This window comes from Prosthecomicrobium pneumaticum (assembly GCF_014199915.1).
GTDB classification, from domain to species: Bacteria; Pseudomonadota; Alphaproteobacteria; order Rhizobiales; family Kaistiaceae; genus Prosthecomicrobium; species Prosthecomicrobium pneumaticum.
The window spans coordinates 450856-470348 of the sequence record NZ_JACHOO010000003.1 but is presented as its reverse complement, the minus strand read 5'-3'; the positions used below and the strand labels follow the sequence as shown (position 1 = coordinate 470348).

Sequence of the window (19493 nt, the reverse complement as noted above, 5' to 3'; positions counted from 1 at the left end):
CCGCTCAGGCCTCCCCGCCGATCGGGACGAGGCCGCGCTTCTTCAGGAGCGCGGAGGGGTCGGGATCGCGGCCACGGAAGGCGCGATAGGCCTCGGCCGGATCGCGCCTGTAGCCGGCGGAATAGACGAAGGTCTTCAGCCGCTCGGCGACCGCCGGATCGAACGGATCGCCCGCCTCCTCGAAGGCACCGAAGCCGTCGGAATCGAGCACTTCCGACCAGAGATAGGAATAATAGGCGGACGAATAGCCGTCGCCGGCGAAGACGTGCTGGAAATGCGGCGGGCGGTGGCGGAGCACGATCGCCTCCGGCATGCCGATCCGGTCGAGTTCCGCCTTCTCGAACTCCGTCACGTCGAGCGCGCCCGGCTCGGCGAGCCGGTGGATGTCGAGATCGAACAGCGCCGAAGCGGTGTATTCGACGGTCGCGAAGCCCTGATTGAAGTTCCGCGTCGCGAGCAGCCGGTCGAGCAGCGCCTTCGGCATCGGCTCGCCCGTGCGGTAATGGACCGCGAAGCGCGACAGCACTTCCGGCCGTTCGAGCCAGTGCTCATAGAGCTGCGAGGGGAATTCGACGAAGTCGCGCGCGACGCTCGTACCCGAGATGAAGGGATAGGAGACGTCGGAGAGGAGGCCGTGCAGGCCGTGGCCGAACTCGTGGAAGAGGGTGCGGGCATCGTCGAAGGAGAGCAGCGCCGGCTCGCCATCGGACGGCTTCGAGAAGTTCATCACATTGACGATGATCGGCCGCACCTCGCCGTCGAACCGCTCCTGGCTGCGATAGCCGCTCATCCAGGCGCCGGAGCGCTTGGAGGGCCGGGCGAAATAATCGCCGAGGAAGAGGCCGACATGCCGGCCTTCAGCGTCGGTCACCTCCCAGGCGCGCACGTCCGGATGGTAGACCGGCACGTCCGGCCGCGGCGTGAAGGCGAGCCCGAACAGCTTCGTCGCGGTGTCGAACGCCGCCGCGATGATCTTCTCGAGCTGCAGGTAGGGCTTGACCGCGCTCTCGTCGAGATCGAACTCGGCCTTGCGGCGCTTCTCGGCGTAATAGCGCCAGTCCCAGGGGGCGAGCGGGGCATTGTCGCCCTCGTCGCGGGCGATCTCCTCGAGCGCCGCCGCCTCTTCGAGCGCGCGGGTCCGCGCCGCCGTCCATACCGAGGTCAGCAGCCCGAGCGCGGCGTCGGGCGTCCGCGCCATCGAATCCGACAGCCGGTAATCGGCGAAGCTATGATAGCCGAGCAGCCTCGCCCGCTCGGCGCGCAGGGCCACCGTCTCGGCGATGATGCCGCGATTGTCGGTGTCGCCCGCCTCGCCGCGGGCGATCCAGGCGCGGAAGGCGAGCTCGCGCAGGTCCCGCCGGGCGGAGAACTGCAGGAAGGGCTCGATCGAGGAGCGCGACAGCGTCACCACGAAGCGGCCGGCGAGGCCGCGATCCTCGGCCGCCTTCGCCGCCGCATCGCGCACGAAATCCGGCAGGCCCTCGAGATCGGCCTCGTGTTCGAGCACCAGGAACCAGCTCTTCTCGTCGGCGAGCACGTTCTGGCCGAAGGTGGTGCCGAGCGTCGCGAGCCGCTCCGAGATCGCGGCGAGCCGGTCCTTGGTCGGGCCGTCGAGCCCGGCGCCGGAGCGGCGGAAGGCGGTGTGGTAGCGCTCGAGCACGCGCGCCTGCTCGTCGGTCAGCCCGGCCGGGCCGGCCTTCATCAGCGCGTCGACGCGGGCGAAGAGGCGATCGTCGAGCCACAGCGCGTTCGAATGGCGGGCGAGCACGGGGGCGATGTCGCGCTCGATCGCCTCGAGCGCGTCGCTCGTCTCGGCGCTCGTCAGATTGAAGAAGATGTCGGCGACGCGCGACAGCGTCCGCCCGCTCCGTTCGAGCGCGGCGATCGTGTTCTCGAAGGTGGGCGGCGCGGGATCGGCGGCGATCGTCTCGATCTCGGCGCGATGCGCGGCGATCCCGGCATCGAAGGCCGGCCGGTAATGCTCCGGCGCGACGGCCGAGAAGGGCGGCGCCTCGAACGGCGTCTCGAAGGGCTGCAACAGCGGATTGGCGGCGAGATCGGACAAGGGCGGGTCCTTCGCGAGGCGGGAGAGCGGATCGATGTGTGGAATGTGGGAAACTCAGGCCGTGGCCTCGAGCAGGACGTCGCGGAACCGGACGAAGCTGGGCGACGAACACCGTTGCGGGTCGAACCGAGTGCCGACGGCGTTCGCCACCGCGAGTTTCTCAAGACCTCCTTTGAAATAGCCCGCCGCTTGGAGGACACGCTCCAACTGCTCCCAGGTCCCGCCTTTGATCGCATCGGGGCTTCGATAGCCGGCGCGGTTAGCAACCGTCGCGGGAACCTTTGGATAGCAGGTTCGAACGGCGTCCCAATCGCCGAAATACCAAGCTTCCAGTTCTTCTACGGCGATCCTGCTGACGACCTGCCAGTCCGCGCTGCCGGAAGCCGTGCGACTCGATAGCCCGGCGGCCTTGGCGTCATCTTCGAGGCGGTGCTTGAGTTCTTCGCAGGCCTCATCGTCGCGGTCGACGAGTACGACGATGCGCCGATCCTTCGGGAGCCACTGTGCATAGCCCTTCAAACGTTTCCGCAATTTGCGGAGGAGATCGTACTTTCCCTGATGGGCGTGAACGCTGAATTCGATGTCGGGAACGATCCGCGGCACGACGTTCTGAAGGAATATCTCCATCGAATACTCCTCGACGAGGAACTCGATATGAGTCGCTCTCAATTGCCAGTCCCCTGCCTGCGAGACGGGGCGCCTTGATTGGAGAGAGGGTCGCCCACCCCGAAGTGACCTTCCATCCATAGGTCTCCGGCAAGCGCGCCCTCCTTCATGAACTCTCGCACCCCCCTAATGTCTGCGGCGCACCGGATTTCGGTGTATCCGTCCTCGTTCCGATAGAGGATGCGAATCTCTTCCGGACGGATTCCGTTCAAGAAGAAGGGGGAATGGGTGGTCACCAGAAGCTGACTTCTCGACGTGGCGCTGCGGCACTCTTCCGCAAGTCCGATAAGAAGGCGAGGATGCAGGAAGTTCTCGGGCTCCTCGATTCCGATGAACGGCGGAGGATCGGGATCGTAGAGCAGTATCAAATACGCCAACATCTTGAGCGTACCGTCGGAGACGAAACGCGCCAGCACGGGGCTTTCGAACGGCGCATCCTTTATCGCCAAGAGGAGCCGGCCATCCGGCATCGCTTCCGCGACGACACGTTCGATTCTCGGAACCCGCGCCCGTAAGGCGCCAAATATTCGCGCCAGCTGTTCCGGATGCCGTTCTTCCAGATACTGGACCACGTTCGCGAGGTTATCTCCGGTCCGAGACAGCCGTTCCTGCGGACCGACCTCCGGCTGACCGCGTGTACTGTCGATCGAGAGGTAGGATACGTACCAACCGGTGATGAACTCTCGAAGGGCCGCGGCTCGCGGATGCTCGGCGAACTGACCGAGGGCACTCACAGCGATGAGATCCGGTGACTTTAGGGGATACTCGGCCCTCTTGTCCTCCTTGTCCGGTCTATCTCCACTGACCGCCTTTCCCACACCCTGCCGGTAATCGAGAAATCTGAAGGGCTGGCCGTAACTCCCACGCTTCCACCTCAGCCATTCCTCGACGACGATCGGCGCGCCGTCCCGCTCGTCGACAGCCAGGTGGTATGTGATCAGAGGATAGCCATCCTCCTTGTACTTGATCTCTATGACGAGCGGCCCCGTCGATCCCCTCGTCTTCAACTCCTTTGCTCGCCCGCGCCGGTCCCAAGCCCGCCGCAGGCCAGACTCGAAACACTCGGAGAGAAAGGCGAAAACATCGAACAGGGTCGATTTCCCGCTCCCATTCGGGCCGAGGAGTACGGTCAGGGGCGTAATGTTCTTTAGCTCGACGTCCTTCAACGCACGAAAATTCTTGATACGGAGATACTCTATCTTCGCCGATAACCTGCGATCGTGATGGGATCCGCTCTTGGGGCTTTTCATTCTGATTCCGAGATTGCATCCGGACGCGGGTGAACTCTCTTAGCACATTGGCCGGCCGCACCACAGCATTCCACCCCTTCCCCGCTTGCCATCCTCGCACGCGCGGCCTAGCTTCCGCGCCGCAAAATCCGGGGCACGCGCCCGATTTCGGAGCCGAGACGATGGCCTTCCTCGCCGACAGCCTTTCCCGCATCAAGCCCTCCGCCACCATCGCGGTGACGAACAAGGCCCGCGAGCTGAAAGCGGCCGGCCGCGACGTCATCGGGCTCGGCGCCGGCGAGCCCGATTTCGATACGCCCGACAACATCAAGGACGCGGCGATCCGCGCCATCCGCGAGGGCAAGACGAAGTATACCGCGGTCGACGGCATGCCCGAGCTGAAGGCGGCGATCGTCGACAAGTTCAAGCGCGAGAACCGCCTCACCTATGCGCAGAACCAGGTGACGGTCGGTACCGGCGGCAAGCAGGTGCTCTACAACGCGCTGATGGCGACGCTGAACCCCGGCGACGAGGTGATCGTGCCGGCGCCCTACTGGGTGTCCTATCCGGAAATGGTGGCGCTCGGCGGCGGCACGCCGGTCGAGATCGTCGGGCCGCAGGAGAAGGGCTTCAAGATCGGCCCCGAGGCGCTCGAGGCGGCGATCACCCCGAAGACCAAGTGGCTGATCCTCAACTCGCCGTCGAACCCGACCGGCGCGGGCTATACCCGCGCGGAGCTGCGGGCGCTCGCCGACGTGCTGCTGCGCCATCCGCAGGTCTGGATCATGACCGACGACATGTACGAGCATCTCGTCTTCGACGGCTTCGTGTTCTCGACGATCGCCGAGGTCGAGCCCGCGCTCTACGGCCGCACGCTGACGGTGAACGGCGTCTCGAAGGCCTATGCGATGACCGGCTGGCGGATCGGTTATGGCGCCGGCCCGGTCGAGCTGATCAAGGCGATGGGCACGATCCAGTCGCAGTCGACGTCGAACCCCTCCTCGGTATCGCAATGGGCGGCGGTCGAGGCGCTGACCGGCCCGCAGGACTTCATCCCGAAGAATGCCGAGCTGTTCCGCAGGCGCCGCGATCTCGTCGTCTCGATGCTCAACCAGGCGAAGGGCATCGTCTGCCCGAACCCGGAGGGCGCCTTCTACGTCTTCCCCTCGGTCAAGGACACGATCGGCAAGACGAGCGCCGGCGGCGTCACGCTGAAGACCGACGAGGATTTCGTCTCCGCCCTCCTCGAAGAGGAAGGCGTCGCCGTCGTGCAGGGCTCCGCCTTCGGCCTCGGGCCGAACTTCCGCGTCTCCTATGCCACTTCGGAGACGCTGCTCGAGGAGGCCTGCAGCCGGATCCAGCGCTTCTGCGCCAATCTGCGCTGACCGTCCGCCGCGGCCGCGGCGCATTTCTTCGTCCGGAGCGGGCGGCGGGCACTCCCGCCGCCCTCTTCTTTTTCCGGCCGGAGCCGCCGTTTTCCGAAGACGGGACGGCACTTCGCACCGGCCGTTTTCCCCGGCAGAGCGCGGCCCTCCGTGCGGGCCGCTTTTTCGGAGAGGGCCGGCACTTCGTGCGGGCGGTTTTTCGGGGAGAGCCGGCACTTCGTGCCGGCCTTGGCGTTGCCCTCTCCGTTCCGATATGAGGGGCCGGAGAAACCCTGCGCAGCCAGGCGGAAACGGGAGCGATGTCGCAAGAGACGGCGTGGTGGCTCGGCAGCCTGCTCCTTCACACGGTGCTGGCGAGCGCGGTGACGGCGCACGCCCTCCTGCGGCGGATCCAGCCGCAATCGGCGGTCGCCTGGATCGGCGTCGCCTGGCTGTCGCCCTTCTTCGGGGCGGCGCTCTATCTGATCTTCGGCATCAACCGGGTGCGCCGCAAGGCGCTGCGGCTGACCGGCCCGGGCCGTCGGCCGCCGCCCGCCCGCCATCTCGCCGATCTCTCCACCCTGCCGCGCGAGGAGGCGGAGAACCTCAAGCCCCTCGCCCGGCTCGGCAGCCTGCTGACCGGCTGGCCGCTTCTCTCGGGCAACCGCATCGAGCCCCTCATCGACGGCGACGAAGCCTATCCGGCGATGGTGGCGGCGATCGAGGGGGCGCAGAAGAGCGTTCTCCTCGCGAGCTACATCTTCCGCGACGACGAGGCCGGCGGCCCGATCGTCGAGGCGCTCGCCGCGGCGCATCGGCGCGGCGTCGCGGTGCGGGTGCTCCTCGACGGGGTCGGCTCCGGCTATTTCCGCGCCGGGGGAACGGCCCGCCTCCTCGAGGCGGGCGTGCCGGTCGCCCGCTTCATGCATTCCTTCGCGCCGTGGCGCATGGCCTTCCTCAACCTGCGCAACCACAAGAAGCTGCTCGTCGCCGACGGCCGGCTCGGCTTCACCGGCGGCATGAACGTCTGGCGGAAATGCCTGTGGCGCTCCGGCCGCTATGACGGCCCGCACGGCGTGCAGGACGTGCATTTCCGGCTTTCCGGACCGGTCGTCTCTCACCTCGTCGCGAGCTTCGTCGACGACTGGGCCTTCACCACCGGCGAGGTGCTCGAAGGCCCGCTCTGGTTTCCCCGCCAGCAGGCGGCGGGCGGGGTGGCGGCGCGCGGCCTCGTCAGCGGGCCGGACGAGGACAATGAGAAGCTCCTGTGGACGCTCGCCGCGGCGATCGGCCGGGCGCACGAGCGGATCGTGATCGTCACGCCCTATTTCCTGCCCGACGACCGGCTCACCTCACAGCTCGCGCTCGCCGCGCTGCGCGGCGTCGAGGTCGAGATCCTGCTGCCGAGGAAGACCGATTTCCTGTTCTTCGACTGGGCGATGCGGGCCGGGCTCGCGCCGCTGATGCGGGCCGGCTGCCGCTTCGTCTTCACCGATCCGCCCTTCGACCATTCGAAGCTGATGGTGGTCGATCGCTCCTGGGTGCTGATCGGCTCCGGCAATTGGGACATGCGCAGCCTGCGGCTGAACTTCGAGTTCAATGTCGAGGCCTATGACGAGGACTTCGCCGCGACGATCGAGGCGATCATCGCGGAAAAGCGCGCCCGCGGCCGCGAGGCGACCCGCGACGACATGGCCGCCCGCCCCCTCCCCGCCAGGCTGCGCGACGCCGCCTTCCGGCTCGCAACACCGTATCTCTGAGAGCCTCGCGCGGGGCGGAGCTTGCCCGTCCGGCAGAAGAAGGGAAGGGCCCTCACCCTTCCGGCCTACGCGTCTCGGTCGCTGCCGCTCCCTGCGACGCCGAGGCCGGAAGCCCTCTCCCGCGAGCGGGAGAGGGGAAAGCCGCACCGGCCGATCGGATCACCCGACCCGCAAGCGAGACGAACCCCTCTCCCGCTTGCGGGAGAGGTCGGGTGAGGGTCTTCTCCTCGATCGGCAAGCGGGAAGCGAGCCACCCTCACCCTTCCGGCCTACGCGTCTCGGTCGCTGACGCTCCCTGCGACGCCGAGGCCGGAAGCCCTCTCCCGCGGAGCGGGAGAGGGGGCGGCACCCGCTGTCCAGACCTGCGACCGAGCATGCGCGGGGCGAACGAGCGCAACGCCTGGGCTCCCCCCTCTCCCGCCGGCGAAGTCGGCTTTTGCCGGCTTCGCCTTTTCCGCGCTCGGCTCGGCAACAGCCGGGCCGAGTGGGGAGAGGGGATGACCGGACGCGCCAGATCCCTCAGCCGGCGGTTCCGGCCTCGGCCGGGCCGATGCGGATGACGGCGCCGTCGCCGGAATCGGTGACCATGTAGAGCGCCCCGTCCGGACCCTGGCGGACGTCGCGGATCCGGCCGAAGCGGCCCTCGAAGAGCCGTTCCTCGCCGACGATGCGGCCGTCCTCGACATCGAGCCGCACCAGCAGCTGCGATTTGAGCGCGCCGACGAAGAGATCGCCGCGCCAGAAGGGCAGCGCGTCAGCGTCATAAAAGGCCGCGCCGGACGGTGCGATCGACGGATCCCAGACATGGACGGGCTGTTCCATGCCCTCGGCTTCCGTGCCGACGCCGATCGCCGAGCCGTCATAGTTGACGCCATAGGAGATCTCCGGCCAGCCATAGTTCCGGCCGGCCTCGGGCAGGTTCACCTCGTCGCCGCCGCGCGCACCGTGCTCGACCTCGAAGAGACGGCCGGTGCCGGGCTCGATCGCGATCGATTGCGGGTTGCGATGGCCATAGCTCCAGATTTCGGGCAGCGCGTCGGCGCGGCCGACGAAGGGGTTGTCCGCCGGCACCGCGCCGTCCGGCGCGATGCGGACGATCTTGCCGAGATGCTGCATCAGGTCCTGCGCCGGCGTCTTCTTCTGCCGCTCGCCGAGCGTGACGAAGAGCAGGCCGTCCGGCGCGAAGACGAGACGGGAGCCGAAATGGCCGTTGCCGGAAACCTTCGGCTTCTGGCGGAAGATCACCGCGACATCGGCGAGGCGCGGCGTGTCGCCCTCGCGCACCAGCCGGCCGCGGGCGACCGCCGTGCCGGCGCCGCCCTCGCCGGCCTCGGCATAGGAGAGATAGACGAGCCCGTTCTCGCCGAAGGCCGGATCGAGCACGACGTCGAGCAGGCCGCCCTGGCCGCGGGCGTGGACCTCCGGCACGCCTTCGACGGGGGGCGACAGCGCGCCGCCGCTGACGATGCGCAGCCGCCCCGGCCGCTCGGTGACGAGCATCGCGCCATCGGGGAGGAAGGCGACGGCCCAGGGATGTTCGAGCCCCTCGGCGACGATGTCGGCGGAAACCGGGCCGGCCTTCGTCTCGAAGGTCTCGGCGGCCGCGGGTGCGGCGGAGACCGCGAGGAGCGCGGCCGCGGCGAGGGTGAGGGATCTCGGGTTCGGGGTCATTCTGGCGCCTCCGGTGACGGTCGGTGTCAGGCGCAAAATGGGGTCGGCGCGCGTCCGGTGCGTTCACGCGCCGAACGCAATGTCGTGATCCGGGCGTCAGCCCGGCTCGTCGAGGCGCACCGTCTGCGGCGCGAGCGGCACATATTGGACCGCCGTATGGCCGCGCGCGATCAGCTGCTGCGGCGAGGGCTCGTTCGCCGGCCCGGTCAGGAAATGGCTGATCGCAATGCCGGCGACCACCGCGACATAGACGGCCGCCCAGGCGAGGAAGGTGCGCCGCAGCAAGGTCTCGCGGCGGTCGATCGTATCGCGCTCCGTCATCGGATTTCCCCGTGCCTCGATGCCCCACGCCGCCATTGAAGGCGACGAAAGGGGCGGTGGTTCGGACCGCCCGTGGCGGCGGCCGACCGATGTCGTGGTGAAATCGTGGCGGCGTGAACGGGGAGGATCTAGCCGCCCGGCGGTGGTGGCGCAGTGATGCGCGTCACCCCGGGGGCTCGTCTCAACCGTTCGAAGGCCGCCACGCGATGTCGACGTGGCCGGGCAGGCCGGCAACCCGGTCGATCCAGGCGCCGATCGCCGGATAGGGCGACAGGTCGAAGCCGCCCTCGTGCGCCACATGGGTATAGGCGTAGAGGGCGATGTCGGCGATCGAGAAGCGGTGTTCGCCGAACCAGTCGGCCCGCTCGAGATGCCGCTCCATCACGCCGAGCGCCGCCGCGCCCTTCTTCTGCCAGCCGGCGATCTGCTCGGCCGTCACCATCGCGGCGCCGCCCGGTTTCAGATGCAGCCAATAGCGCGCCACCGCGATCTGCGGCTCGTGGCTGTACTGCTCGAAGAACAGCCATTGCCAGACGCAGGCCCGCTCGTAAGGGTCGTCGGGCACGAGCGCCGAGCCCTCGGCGAGATGGCAGAGCATGGCGTTCGATTCGGCGAGCGGCCGGCCGTCGGGCAGCACGAGCAGCGGCACCTTGCCGTTCGGATTGAGGGCGAGGAAATCCGGCGTGCGGCTCTCGCCGTTCTCGATGTCGACATCGACGATCGAGAACGGAATACCCAGATGATGCAGGGCGAGGCGCGGCTTGTAGCAATTGCCGGAATCCTGCATCGAATGGAGCGTGTAGCGGCCGGTCGTCATCATTCCTCTCCGGAAGGCCCGTCACATTGCCGCGTCGCGAGGCCGGCGTCCAATTCCGTCTCGTCATGAATTCATCAGCGTCGGCGATGGGCGGCCCGCCGCAACGCCGCATGGTTCGCTGCACTGCAAAGAGGCGGAAAGGCGCGGATTTGCGCCGTTTCGAGGCGGCGTCGGCCGCGCATCCCGGATGGAGCCGCAAGCTATCTCGAAAATGCATAGCTGCAATGCAGCGATGCTGGTTGTTTAGGCAGCCTTATGATTACATATACGCCATAGCTGATGCGTTGCGGAGCCCCCGTTTCTCCTCCCTACGGGCGCGTTCCGGATCAGCTGTTCCCTCTGGAAGGTGTTCGCTGCGATATCCCTGCCGCAGCGACATAGACTTGCCGGGTCCCGAAAGGTGGCCCGGCTTTTTCTTTTCTAGGGTTTGCTTCAAAATTCGAAGGATCATCCTGCCCGTTCGTTCCGGGCCGGCCGACTCGACGCGCCTCTGCGGTCGGCAGGGTCGAAAGACCGCGGAGAGGGCGTCGCGCGGTCGAGACACGGCGCCGCCCAAAGAGAAGGCAGAGGGCCGTGACGGCCCTCCCTCTGCTCACATATAGAGCGGTTCGTTCTCGAGCCCCTTGTAGAGCCCGGCCACTTCCTCGGCATAGCCGTTGAAGAGCAGCGTCGGCACGCGCTCGCCGGTGTGCAGCACGCGCTCCTCGGCCTGGCTCCAGCGCGGATGCGGCACTTCCGGGTTCACATTCGCCCAGAAGCCGTATTCGGAGGATTGCAGCGCCTCCCAGAGCCCGACCGGCCGCTCCTCGACGAAGGAGAAGCGGACGATCGACTTGATCGACTTGAATCCATATTTCCAGGGCGTCGCCAGCCGCAGCGGCGCACCCATCTGCTTCATCACCGGCTTGCCATAGGCGCCGGTCACCATGAAGGCGAGGTCGTTGGTCGCCTCGGCCATCGTCAGCCCCTCGATATAGGGCCAGGGATACCAGGGCTGGTTCTGGCCCGGCGCCATGTCGGCATCGAGAAAGGTCTCCATGCGGACATATTTCGCCGCGGCGAGCGGCTTCGCATAGGCGACGAGCGCGGCGAGCGGGAAGCCGGTCCACGGCACGGTCATCGACCACGCCTCGACGCAGCGGTGGCGGTAGAGCCGCTCCTCGAGCGGCATCGCGCGGATCAGCGTGTCGATGTCGACCGTCTTCTCCGCCTCGACGAGACCGTCGAATTTCACCTGCCAGGGCCGGGTGCGCAGGCGCTGCGCCGCATCGGCGAGTTCCTTGTCGGTGCTGAACTCGTAGAAATTGTTGTAGTGCGCGTTGATCTCTTCCGGTGTCAGGCCGCGGTCGAGGGTGAATTTCCCGTTCCGCTTCGCCGGGTAGAGGTCGGCGGTCGGGTCCGCCTCCTGCGCCGCCGCGCGGCCCGTGACGCCGAGCGGCAGGGCGGCGGCGCCGAGCCCGACCGCGCCGAGCCCGGCGGCGGCGAGGATCTGGCGGCGGTCGAGGAAGGCGGCTTCGGGCGTCGCCTCCCGTTCGGCGATCTCCCAGCGGCGCTTGTTGCGGATCAGCATCGCCATTCTCCCTTTCGCGGAGTCCTAGAGCGGGGCGCCCGGGGGCGCCAATCACGATGGCGTGCCGCCGGCGGCGGCACGCTTCTCCCGCTCTATACGCAGCGAAACCCGTCGCCGTTTCATGCCGCCTGACGGCGCGCCCGCTCCGCCGCCTGCTCGGCGAGCCGGCCGGCGAGCTCGGCGAGATGATCGAAGCGGGCGACGTACGAGCCGACGCCCGCCGTCACCGAGCGCAGCTCGACGATCAGCCCGCGCATCTCCGCCTCCGGGATCAGCGCCTCGACGACGTCCCAGCCCGGCCACCCCTCCCGCACGTCGAAGCCGAGGATCTGGCCGCGCCGCTGCGTGACGAGCGTGTTGATGCGCGGCGTCGCCTCGGAGGGCGCGGCGATCCCGACCCGCAGCACCGGTTCGAGCAGCACCGCGCCGCAGGCCTCCAGCCCCTCGCGCATGCCGATCTGCGCCGCCATGCGGAAGGCCTGATCGGAGGAATCGACGCTGTGATAGGAGCCGTCGACGAGCCGCACCGCGACATCGACGACCGGGAAGCCGAGCGGCCCGGCCTTGAGGGCGTCGGCGGCGCCCGCCTCGATCGCCGGAATGTAGTTGCGCGGCACGACGCCGCCGGTGATCGCGTCCTCGAAGCGGAAGCCGCTGCCGCGCGGCAAGGGCCGGATCTCGAGCGCGCAGTCGCCATACTGGCCGTGCCCGCCCGACTGCTTCTTGTGCCGGCCGCGCACCGAGGCGGCGCCGCGGATCGTCTCGCGATAGCGGATCGCCGGTTCGCGCGTCTCGATGGCGAGGCCGAAGCGGCCGGCGAGCCGCTCCGTCGCGACGCGCAGATGCATTTCGCCCTGGCCGCCGAGAATCGTCTCGCCGGTCTCCTCCGCCTGGCGCAGCGTCAGGCCGGGGTCCTCCTCGACGAGCTTGGCGAGCGCCGCGGACAGCTTGACGTCGTCCTTCCGCTCGAGCGGCGCGATGGCGATCTCGATCGCCGGGGCGGGCGGCGCGAAGGGGGCGATCTGGCGCGGCGCGCTCCGGCCGGTGGAAAGCGTCATGCCGGTGCGGGCGCCCTCGACCTTCGACAGGCCGACGAGTTCGCCCGGCAGCGCCGCGCCGCGCCTCACCGTCTGGCCGCCGAGGATGCGCACGAGGCCGGAGGCGCGGCCGGCCGGCCCGTCCGGCCCGACGAGCTCCGCCGTCTCGCCGAGCCGGCCGGCGAGCACACGGCCGATCGAGAGCTTGCCGGCATGGCCGGTGTGGATCGTCCCGACGATCTGCACCACCGCGTCCTCGCCCGCCTCGACGCCGAGCCGGACACCGGTCTCGGCGATGTCGGGTGCGTCGTGGCGGATCGCCTTCAGGAGCCGGTGGACGCCGTTGCCGTGCAGCGCCGAGCCGATCATCACCGGCACGACGAGCCCTTGCCGGGTCTCGCGCATCATGTCGGCGAACACCGTCTCGCGGCTCGGCTGGACGTCCTCGAGCAGTTCCTCCATCAGCACGTCGTCATAGTCGGCGAGCGTCTCGAGCATCTGGAAGCGCGCCTCGACCTCGCGCGCACGGTCCTCGTCGGTCATGTCGACCTCGAGCGCTGTCGCGTGCTCGCGATAGATGAAGGCCCGTTCGAGCGCCAGATCGATGAAGCCGGTGACGACGTCGTGCTGACGGATCGGGATGTGGCGGGCGACGAGCGGCACGGTGCTCGCCGTCTGCAGCAGGGAAAGCGCGGCGCGGACACCGATCTCGGTGCGGTCGATCTTGTTGAGGAAGAGGAGGCGCGGGATGCCGAGCGTCTCCAGCCGCTTCAGGATCACCTGCAGGGCCGGGATCTTGCGCGCATCCGCCTCGACCACGACGATGGCGAGATCGACGGCGGGCAGCGCCGCCTCGGCCGCGCTCCAGAACTCGATCGAACCCGGCGCATCGACAAGGGCGATCGGCTCGTCCATGAAGCGGGTCTCGGCGATGTTGAGCGCGACGCTCATGCCGTGCGCCCGCGCCTCGGCCGAGCCGTCGCCGAGCGCCGTGCCGTCCTCGACCGCGCCCTGGCGCTGCACCGCGCCCGTCCGCGCGAGGATCGCCTCGAGCAGCGTCGTCTTGCCCGTGCCCATCGGTCCGACGAGGGCGACGGTTCGGGGACCGGCTCTTCTGCCGGCGCCACCTCCATCCTTGTCCATGGCGTTGTCCTCCGTTCATCGATTGTTCTCGGGCGGCCTCGCCCGTGATGATCCGGAGCCGGGCCGTTTCCCGGCCCCGTGGAGGATGGTCGCGCCGATCCGCGACGCTTGCAAGCGTCGCCGGCAAAAGAAACGCCGCCCGCCGGATGGGCGGGCGGCGCACGCGGAAGGCTGTCCGCGTCGCGGCGTCGTTCAGCGCTGGTAGGTGAGGCGCAGCGCCGAAACGGCGAGCGAGGCGTTGAGGCCGACCTGGCCCTGAACGCTGACCGGCTGCAGCGAAACGGAGTCCTCGAGCCCGCCGACGAGCACGTTGGCGCCCAGCCCGCCGCCGACCGTCGCCTCGGCCGAGACGCCGCCATAGGTGCCCTGCAGGGCGCCGTCCGGCAGGCCGGCATGCGGCGCGATCACCGCCCAGACGATCAGGGTCCGCTCGGTGAAGCCGACATCGATGCCGAGCTTGGTGATGGTGCCGGCATAATGCTCGGGATGGCCCTGGTTCGGCCGGAAGGTGCATTCCATGCCCTTCGCCGAGCCGAGCACGAAGCCGAGCCCGGGATCGACCGTGCATTCGAGCAGGCCGATCTTGACCCCGCTCTGCGCCGAGGCCGGGGCGGCGGCGGCGAAGGCGAGAAGCGCCGTGCCGGCGGCGAGGGCGAGTGTCTTGATTGTCATTCGATGGTCTCCGTTCGATCGCATCCTGAGGATGCGCAGGATTCTGGCGCCGTTGCGGCGGCGTGTCGCGACGGGAACGAGGCGGGCGCGCCGCACTTGACCGGCGCCGCTCGCCATGTCCCCACTCGCGGCTCCACCATGCCTCTTTCCCCGAAGGTGAGGAAGATGCTGATCGCCTATGCCATCGGGGCGCGGGGTCCCGAAGTCCTGCCGACGCTCGGTCCGGACGGGGTCGAGCGCGTGCCGCCGGAGGCGCGCTGGATCGACCTCTATATCCCGACCGCCGAGGAGGAGGCGCTGGCGCAGGCCTTTCTCGGCGCCGAGATCCCGTCTCGCGAGGAGAGCCAGGAGATCGAGTTCTCGAGCCGCTTCTATGCCGAGGACGGGGCGGTGTTCATGACCGCCTCGGTGCTCGCCGGCATCGATCTCGGCAGCCCGGTGCTGACCCCCTTCATCTTCGCGGTCTCGGGCGAGCGGATCGTCACGCTGCGCTATGACGACATGCGCGCCTTCCGCAGCTTCCTCGCCCGGGCGAAGCCCTCGAACGGCTGCGAGGATGCCTCGGGCGTGTTCCTCGGCCTGATCGAGGCCTTCGTCGACCGCACGGCCGACGTGATCGAACATGTGAGCGGCGAGGTCGACCGGCTGAACCGCGAGGTGTTCGTCGCCCGCCGCGACGCCCGCCGCCGCGGCCGCCGCCTGTCCGCCCTGATCGGCGACATCGGCACGCATGGCGACCTCGCGTCGAAGGCGCGCGAGAGTCTCGCCTCGATCGAGCGGCTGGTGCAGTTCGCGAATACGATGCTGAAGGGAATCTACGGCAAGGGCGCCGCCGGCAACCGCATGAAGCTCGCGCTGCGCGACGTCCGTTCGCTCGAGGACCACGTCAATTTCGTGCTGTCGAAGATCAACTTCCTGCTCGACGCGACGCTCGGCCTCATCTCGACCGAGCAGAACGAGGTGATCGGCGTGCTGACCGTCGCCGCCACGGTGGTGCTGCCGCCGACCCTGATCGGCACGATCTACGGCATGAATTTCGACGACATGCCCGAACTGCACTGGACCTTCGGCTATCCGCTCGCCCTTCTCGCCATGGCGATCTCGGCGCTCCTCCCCTACCTCTTCTTCAAGCGCCGCGGCTGGCTGTAGCGCATCCCGGCGTTCCGCTCTTCGCCCTCTCCCGCGGACCGCGGCAGCGCCCGGCATCCCCTCACCCTTCCATTCCGCGAGAACGGGGGCGCGGGATCACTGCGCCTGCTGGACAGCCTGAAGGCGGCGGCGCAGCGCGGCGGCGTCGGGCTCGAAATCCTCGGCGATCCACCCGTCTTCGAGCGTGCGGAGCAGCACGCCGACCGCCGGCCCCCTGATGCCGGCGGCCGTCACGTCGCGCCCCGAGAGCGGAAAGCGCGGCGGCGTCCAGCGGTCCGGCAGGGTGAGCCGGGCCGGCGCGGCCGCCGGCGGCACGAGGCCGCGCGCCAGCGCCAGCAGCACGCCGTCGCCATAGGCCCGGGCACCGAGCCGGTAGAGCGCCGCCCGGTCGCCGCGTTCGCCCGAGGACATGGCGAGGACCGGCAGGGCCGCGAGCGCGGCGAGCATCCGGTCGCGCTCGGCGTTCGACAGCCGCAGCCGTTCGGTGAGCCGCAGCGCATCCTCGGCTGTGCGCACCGCGAGTGCGGTCATCCGCACGGCCGGCTCCGGCGCACGGCCCGTCTCCGCCTCGAACGCCGCGAGGCGCGCGAAGCCGGCGAGATCGGCGACGCCGGAAAGCACCAGCGGCAGGATGCCGCTCTCCTGCATCACCGCGACGGTCGCCGCCGCGCCCGGCGCGACGACGAGCTTCTTCATCTCCTGGCCGATCCGCTCCGCCGACAGGCTGCGCAGATCGTGCCGGGCGCGGATCGAGGCCGAAAGCCCCTCGCCGTCCGGCGGCCCCGAGCCGTAGCGGGCGTGGAAGCGGAAGAAGCGCAGCACGCGCAGCCGGTCCTCGGCGATCCGCCGCTCCGCCGCGCCGATGAACCGGATGCGGCGCGCCACGATGTCGGGATAGCCGCCGATCGGATCACGGAGCGCCCCGTCGAGCCCGACCGAGAGCGCATTGATGGTGAAGTCGCGCCGCCGCGCATCGGCCGTCCAGTCGCGCCCGAAGCGGACGACGGCGCGGCGGCCGTCGGTCTCGACGTCCTCGCGCAGCGTCGTCACCTCGACCGCGCGGCCGAGGCCGACCACCGTCACCGTGCCGTGCTCGATGCCGGTCGGCACCACCTTCAGCCCCGCCGCGCCCATCCGCCGGGTCACCTCCGCCGGCACGGCCGTCGTGGCGATGTCGACCTCGTCGACCGGCTCGCCGAGCAGCGCGTTGCGCACCGCGCCGCCGATCACCCGGGCCTCCTCGCCCGCGGTCGAAAGCTCTGAAAGCACGCGCGCGACGAGCGCGTCGGCGAGGAAATCCGCCGCCGCCAGCGAGGGCGGGGTCATTCGAAATGGCCGGGGACGATGACGCCGTCGCGCAGCACCGCCGGCCGGTAGACCGATCCCGGGCCGCCGCCCGAGAACGACATCACGGCGAGGAGGCCGAGAAGGACGAGAACGACGCCCGCCGCCGCGAGCCGCGCCATGACCAGGAAGGGCCACGGCGTGCCCGGCCGCACGCCCCTCACCCGCCGCCACACCGCATAAGCGAGGAAGGGAATGGCGAAGCAGACGAGATTGAAGGCGAGAATCCGGATCATGAGCCGCGATAGAGCCTCTCATAGAGGCCGCGCACGATGCCGGCCGTCACACCCCAGATATAGTGATCGTCATAGGGCATCTCGTAGAAATGATAGCGCACGCCCTCGAATTCGCGCGTGCCGCGGCGATGATTGGCCTCCGTCATCAGAAAGGCGAGCGGCACCTCGAAGGCGGCGTCGACCTCGGCCGGATTGAGCACGAGCGCATGGTCGGGATCGACCTTCGCCACCACGGGCGTGATCCGGTAGCCGGTGCCGACGAGATAGGGATCGAGAAAGCCGATCGTCTCGATCTTGTCGGCGGAAAGGCCGACCTCCTCGAACGCCTCGCGCTTCGCCGCATCCGCCGCGTCGCGGTCGGTCGGGTCGATCGCGCCGCCGGGAAAGGCGATCTGGCCCGCATGCTTCCTGAGCGTCAGCGTGCGCCGGGTGAGCAGCACGCTCGCCGTCTCCCGCGCGACGATCGGAATGAGCACGGCGGCGTCGCGCAGCGCCATGCGCGGCATCGGCCGCTCGGGATTGATCGGCCGGGCGCGCTCGGCCGGCGGCGGGGCGGGGTCGAGCCGCTCACGCGCGAAGGGGAAGAACGCCGCCGGCGCGAAAGGATCCCCCGCCGTCACGGCGCCGCCCCGATCGCGAAGAAGACGCCGGCGGAGCGGACGCCGAAGAGGCCGCCCTCGACCTGGCCGCGCTCGACGAGGGGCATGACGAGCGCCCGCTCGAGCCGGGCCTCGATGCCCGGGCGGACGGTGAGATAGGGCACGAGATCGCCGCGCCCCGGCTCCACCGTGAAGCGGAGCGGCCGATCGGGACCGGCGGCGACGAGCTCGCCGACATTGGTCAGGAAGACGAGCCGCTCGTCCGCCCCCTCCCCTTCGGCCGCCATGTCGACCGCGAGGAGCGGCACGTTCGCGACGCGGATCGACAGTCTCTCGAGCGGCGTGACGAGGGCGTAACCGCCGTCCGGCTCGCGCCGCAAGATCCGGGAGAACAGCCGCACGAGCCCTTCGCGGCGGATCGGCCGGCCCTCGTGCCACCACACACCGGCGCGGTCGATCGCGATGTCGATCGCACCGCGGCAGGCGGGGTCCCAGCGCTCGACCGGCAGGGGGCCGGATGCTGCGGCGGCCCGGGCGGCGAGAGCATCGAGAGCGGAGACGGCCATTGTTTCGCCCTCCTTTCCGGACGACACTTTCCTTCACGGGTCGTGCTCGTGCGCCGATGGCGGGCATCGGCCGGCGCGCCGCCTCCCTGATTAGTGCGGCGGGCGGGAGAGGGCAATCGCCGGGCCGCCGGCCGCCATCCGGATGTCCGCCCGAGGTGACCGGCGCGGCAAGGGTGCGAGGATCCGAGGCCGAGGGCGGCCTCAGGCGTCATCACATGCCGGTTGCGGCAATCTCGCCGCCGCCGCGCCGAGGACCATATGGAACGGGTATGAGCGCTCCCCATCACTCGCAGTTTTCCGCCGATCCCGCCGCCCTCGTCGAGGAAGCCGATGCCGCGCTCGCCTCGATCGGCGCGGCGAAGGCCGCGATCGGCCGGGTCATCTACGGCCAGGAGACGGTGATCGAGCGGGTCCTCGTCACCCTGCTCGCCGGTGGTCACGGTCTTTTGATCGGCGTGCCGGGCCTCGCCAAGACGAAGCTCGTCGAGACGCTCGGCATCGTGCTCGGGCTCGAGGAGCGGCGCGTCCAGTTCACGCCCGACCTGATGCCCTCCGACATTCTCGGCTCCGAAGTGATGGACACCGATGCCGAGGGACGGCGCGCCTTCCGCTTCGTGCGCGGCCCGGTGTTCGCGCAGCTCCTGATGGCCGACGAGATCAACCGGGCGAGCCCGCGCACCCAGTCGGCCCTCCTGCAGGCGATGCAGGAATACCATGTCACCGTCGCCGGCCAGCGCCACGACCTGCCGGCGCCCTTCCACGTGCTCGCCACGCAGAACCCGCTCGAACAGGAGGGCACCTATCCCCTCCCCGAGGCACAGCTCGACCGTTTCCTGCTGCAGATCGACGTCGTCTATCCCGATCGCGAGGCCGAGCGGCGGATGCTGTTCGAGACCACCGGCGCGGAGGAGGCGAAGCCGCAGCGGGTGATGTCGGGCGAGGATCTGCGCCGCATGCAGCAGCTGGTCCGCCGCATTCCGGTCGGCGAGAGCGTCGTCGAGGCGATCCTCGAGCTCGTCCGCTCGGCGCGGCCCGGCACGATCGCCGACAAGACCCTCGGCGCCGCGATCGCCTGGGGTCCCGGGCCGCGTGCGAGCCAGGCGCTGATGCTCGCCGTGCGCGCCCGGGCGCTGCTCGACGGCCGTTACGCGCCGTCGATCGACGATGTTCTCGCGCTCGCCGAGCCTGTGCTGCAGCACCGCATGAGCCTCTCCTTCGCCGCCCGTGCGGATGGCCTCACCGTGCGGGAGGTGATCGGGAGCCTCAAGGCAAGGCTCGGCTGAG

17 protein-coding genes are annotated in these 19493 nt (G+C 69.4%); 4 read left to right on the top strand and 13 right to left on the bottom strand.

All coding sequences use genetic code 11. From position 1 onward, the window contains the following. Positions 1 to 4: 4 nt before the first annotated feature. The 3 genes from GGQ63_RS09330 to GGQ63_RS09320 are packed head-to-tail and all read right to left on the bottom strand — an operon-like array spanning position 5 to position 3981. On the bottom strand, positions 5 to 2065 hold the full coding sequence (locus GGQ63_RS09330) for a M3 family metallopeptidase (protein ID WP_183854979.1): 2061 nt from the start codon (positions 2063 to 2065) through the stop codon (positions 5 to 7). A 54-nt stretch (positions 2066 to 2119) separates the two neighbouring features. Continuing rightward, a complete protein-coding gene (locus GGQ63_RS09325) occupies positions 2120 to 2812 on the bottom strand; it encodes a DUF4276 family protein (RefSeq protein ID WP_183854977.1) in 693 nt (230 codons plus the stop codon). Beyond that, the gene (locus GGQ63_RS09320; protein ID WP_183854975.1) at positions 2731 to 3981 is read right to left on the bottom strand and encodes an AAA family ATPase; all 1251 of its coding nucleotides are present in this window, start codon (positions 3979 to 3981) and stop codon (positions 2731 to 2733) included. Before GGQ63_RS09320 ends, GGQ63_RS09325 begins: the two co-directional genes overlap by 82 nt. 161 nt (positions 3982 to 4142) lie before the next feature. On the opposite strand from GGQ63_RS09320, the gene GGQ63_RS09315 reads away from it, so the two are divergent. Both GGQ63_RS09315 and GGQ63_RS09310 read left to right on the top strand, forming a co-directional pair. Continuing rightward, positions 4143 to 5345 (top strand): pyridoxal phosphate-dependent aminotransferase, encoded by a 1203-nt coding sequence (locus GGQ63_RS09315; protein WP_183854973.1) that lies wholly within the window; start codon positions 4143 to 4145, stop codon positions 5343 to 5345. A 299-nt stretch (positions 5346 to 5644) separates the two neighbouring features. Then, complete coding sequence (locus GGQ63_RS09310; RefSeq protein WP_183854970.1) at positions 5645 to 7084, top strand: phospholipase D-like domain-containing protein; 1440 nt, start codon at positions 5645 to 5647, stop codon at positions 7082 to 7084. A 519-nt stretch (positions 7085 to 7603) separates the two neighbouring features. Here the strand turns inward: GGQ63_RS09310 and GGQ63_RS09305 are convergent. The 6 genes from GGQ63_RS09305 to GGQ63_RS09280 form a co-directional block, all read right to left on the bottom strand. Beyond that, positions 7604 to 8755 carry a PQQ-dependent sugar dehydrogenase gene (locus GGQ63_RS09305; RefSeq protein ID WP_183854968.1) on the bottom strand — a complete coding sequence of 384 codons (1152 nt, stop codon included), beginning with the start codon at positions 8753 to 8755 and terminating at the stop codon, positions 7604 to 7606. A 96-nt stretch (positions 8756 to 8851) separates the two neighbouring features. Beyond that, entirely contained in the window at positions 8852 to 9076 is a 225-nt protein-coding gene (locus GGQ63_RS09300; RefSeq protein ID WP_183854966.1) for a hypothetical protein, read from the bottom strand. 181 nt (positions 9077 to 9257) lie between these two features. Beyond that, positions 9258 to 9893 carry a glutathione S-transferase family protein gene (locus tag GGQ63_RS09295; RefSeq protein WP_183855420.1) on the bottom strand — a complete coding sequence of 212 codons (636 nt, stop codon included), beginning with the start codon at positions 9891 to 9893 and terminating at the stop codon, positions 9258 to 9260. Positions 9894 to 10485: 592 nt separating this feature from the next. Then, complete coding sequence (msrP, locus tag GGQ63_RS09290; protein ID WP_183855417.1) at positions 10486 to 11463, bottom strand: protein-methionine-sulfoxide reductase catalytic subunit MsrP; 978 nt, start codon at positions 11461 to 11463, stop codon at positions 10486 to 10488. A gap of 119 nt (positions 11464 to 11582) precedes the next feature. Beyond that, entirely contained in the window at positions 11583 to 13643 is a 2061-nt protein-coding gene (locus GGQ63_RS09285; RefSeq protein ID WP_183854964.1) for an elongation factor G, read from the bottom strand. 192 nt (positions 13644 to 13835) lie between these two features. Beyond that, positions 13836 to 14315 (bottom strand): DUF992 domain-containing protein, encoded by a 480-nt coding sequence (locus tag GGQ63_RS09280; RefSeq protein ID WP_183854962.1) that lies wholly within the window; start codon positions 14313 to 14315, stop codon positions 13836 to 13838. A 165-nt stretch (positions 14316 to 14480) separates the two neighbouring features. On the opposite strand from GGQ63_RS09280, the gene GGQ63_RS09275 reads away from it, so the two are divergent. Then, positions 14481 to 15464 (top strand): magnesium transporter CorA family protein, encoded by a 984-nt coding sequence (locus GGQ63_RS09275; RefSeq protein ID WP_183854960.1) that lies wholly within the window; start codon positions 14481 to 14483, stop codon positions 15462 to 15464. 96 nt (positions 15465 to 15560) lie between these two features. On the opposite strand, the gene GGQ63_RS09270 is transcribed toward GGQ63_RS09275, so the two are convergent. Genes GGQ63_RS09270 through GGQ63_RS09255 form a run of 4 tightly spaced genes read right to left on the bottom strand, consistent with a single transcriptional unit; the run spans position 15561 to position 18209 of the window. Beyond that, positions 15561 to 16790, bottom strand: a complete 1230-nt coding sequence (locus GGQ63_RS09270; RefSeq protein ID WP_183854958.1) for a CCA tRNA nucleotidyltransferase — start codon at positions 16788 to 16790, stop codon at positions 15561 to 15563. Continuing rightward, positions 16787 to 17044: a DUF6111 family protein gene (locus tag GGQ63_RS09265; protein WP_183854956.1), complete on the bottom strand. Its 258-nt coding sequence runs from the start codon at positions 17042 to 17044 to the stop codon at positions 16787 to 16789. Before GGQ63_RS09265 ends, GGQ63_RS09270 begins: the two co-directional genes overlap by 4 nt. Continuing rightward, positions 17041 to 17664: a CoA pyrophosphatase gene (locus GGQ63_RS09260; protein WP_343061121.1), complete on the bottom strand. Its 624-nt coding sequence runs from the start codon at positions 17662 to 17664 to the stop codon at positions 17041 to 17043. Before GGQ63_RS09260 ends, GGQ63_RS09265 begins: the two co-directional genes overlap by 4 nt. Further along, positions 17661 to 18209: a DUF1285 domain-containing protein gene (locus GGQ63_RS09255; protein ID WP_183854954.1), complete on the bottom strand. Its 549-nt coding sequence runs from the start codon at positions 18207 to 18209 to the stop codon at positions 17661 to 17663. Before GGQ63_RS09255 ends, GGQ63_RS09260 begins: the two co-directional genes overlap by 4 nt. A gap of 269 nt (positions 18210 to 18478) precedes the next feature. Between GGQ63_RS09255 and GGQ63_RS09250 the strand changes: the two genes are divergently transcribed. After that, positions 18479 to 19492: an AAA family ATPase gene (locus GGQ63_RS09250; protein ID WP_183854952.1), complete on the top strand. Its 1014-nt coding sequence runs from the start codon at positions 18479 to 18481 to the stop codon at positions 19490 to 19492. Position 19493 lies beyond the last annotated feature (1 nt).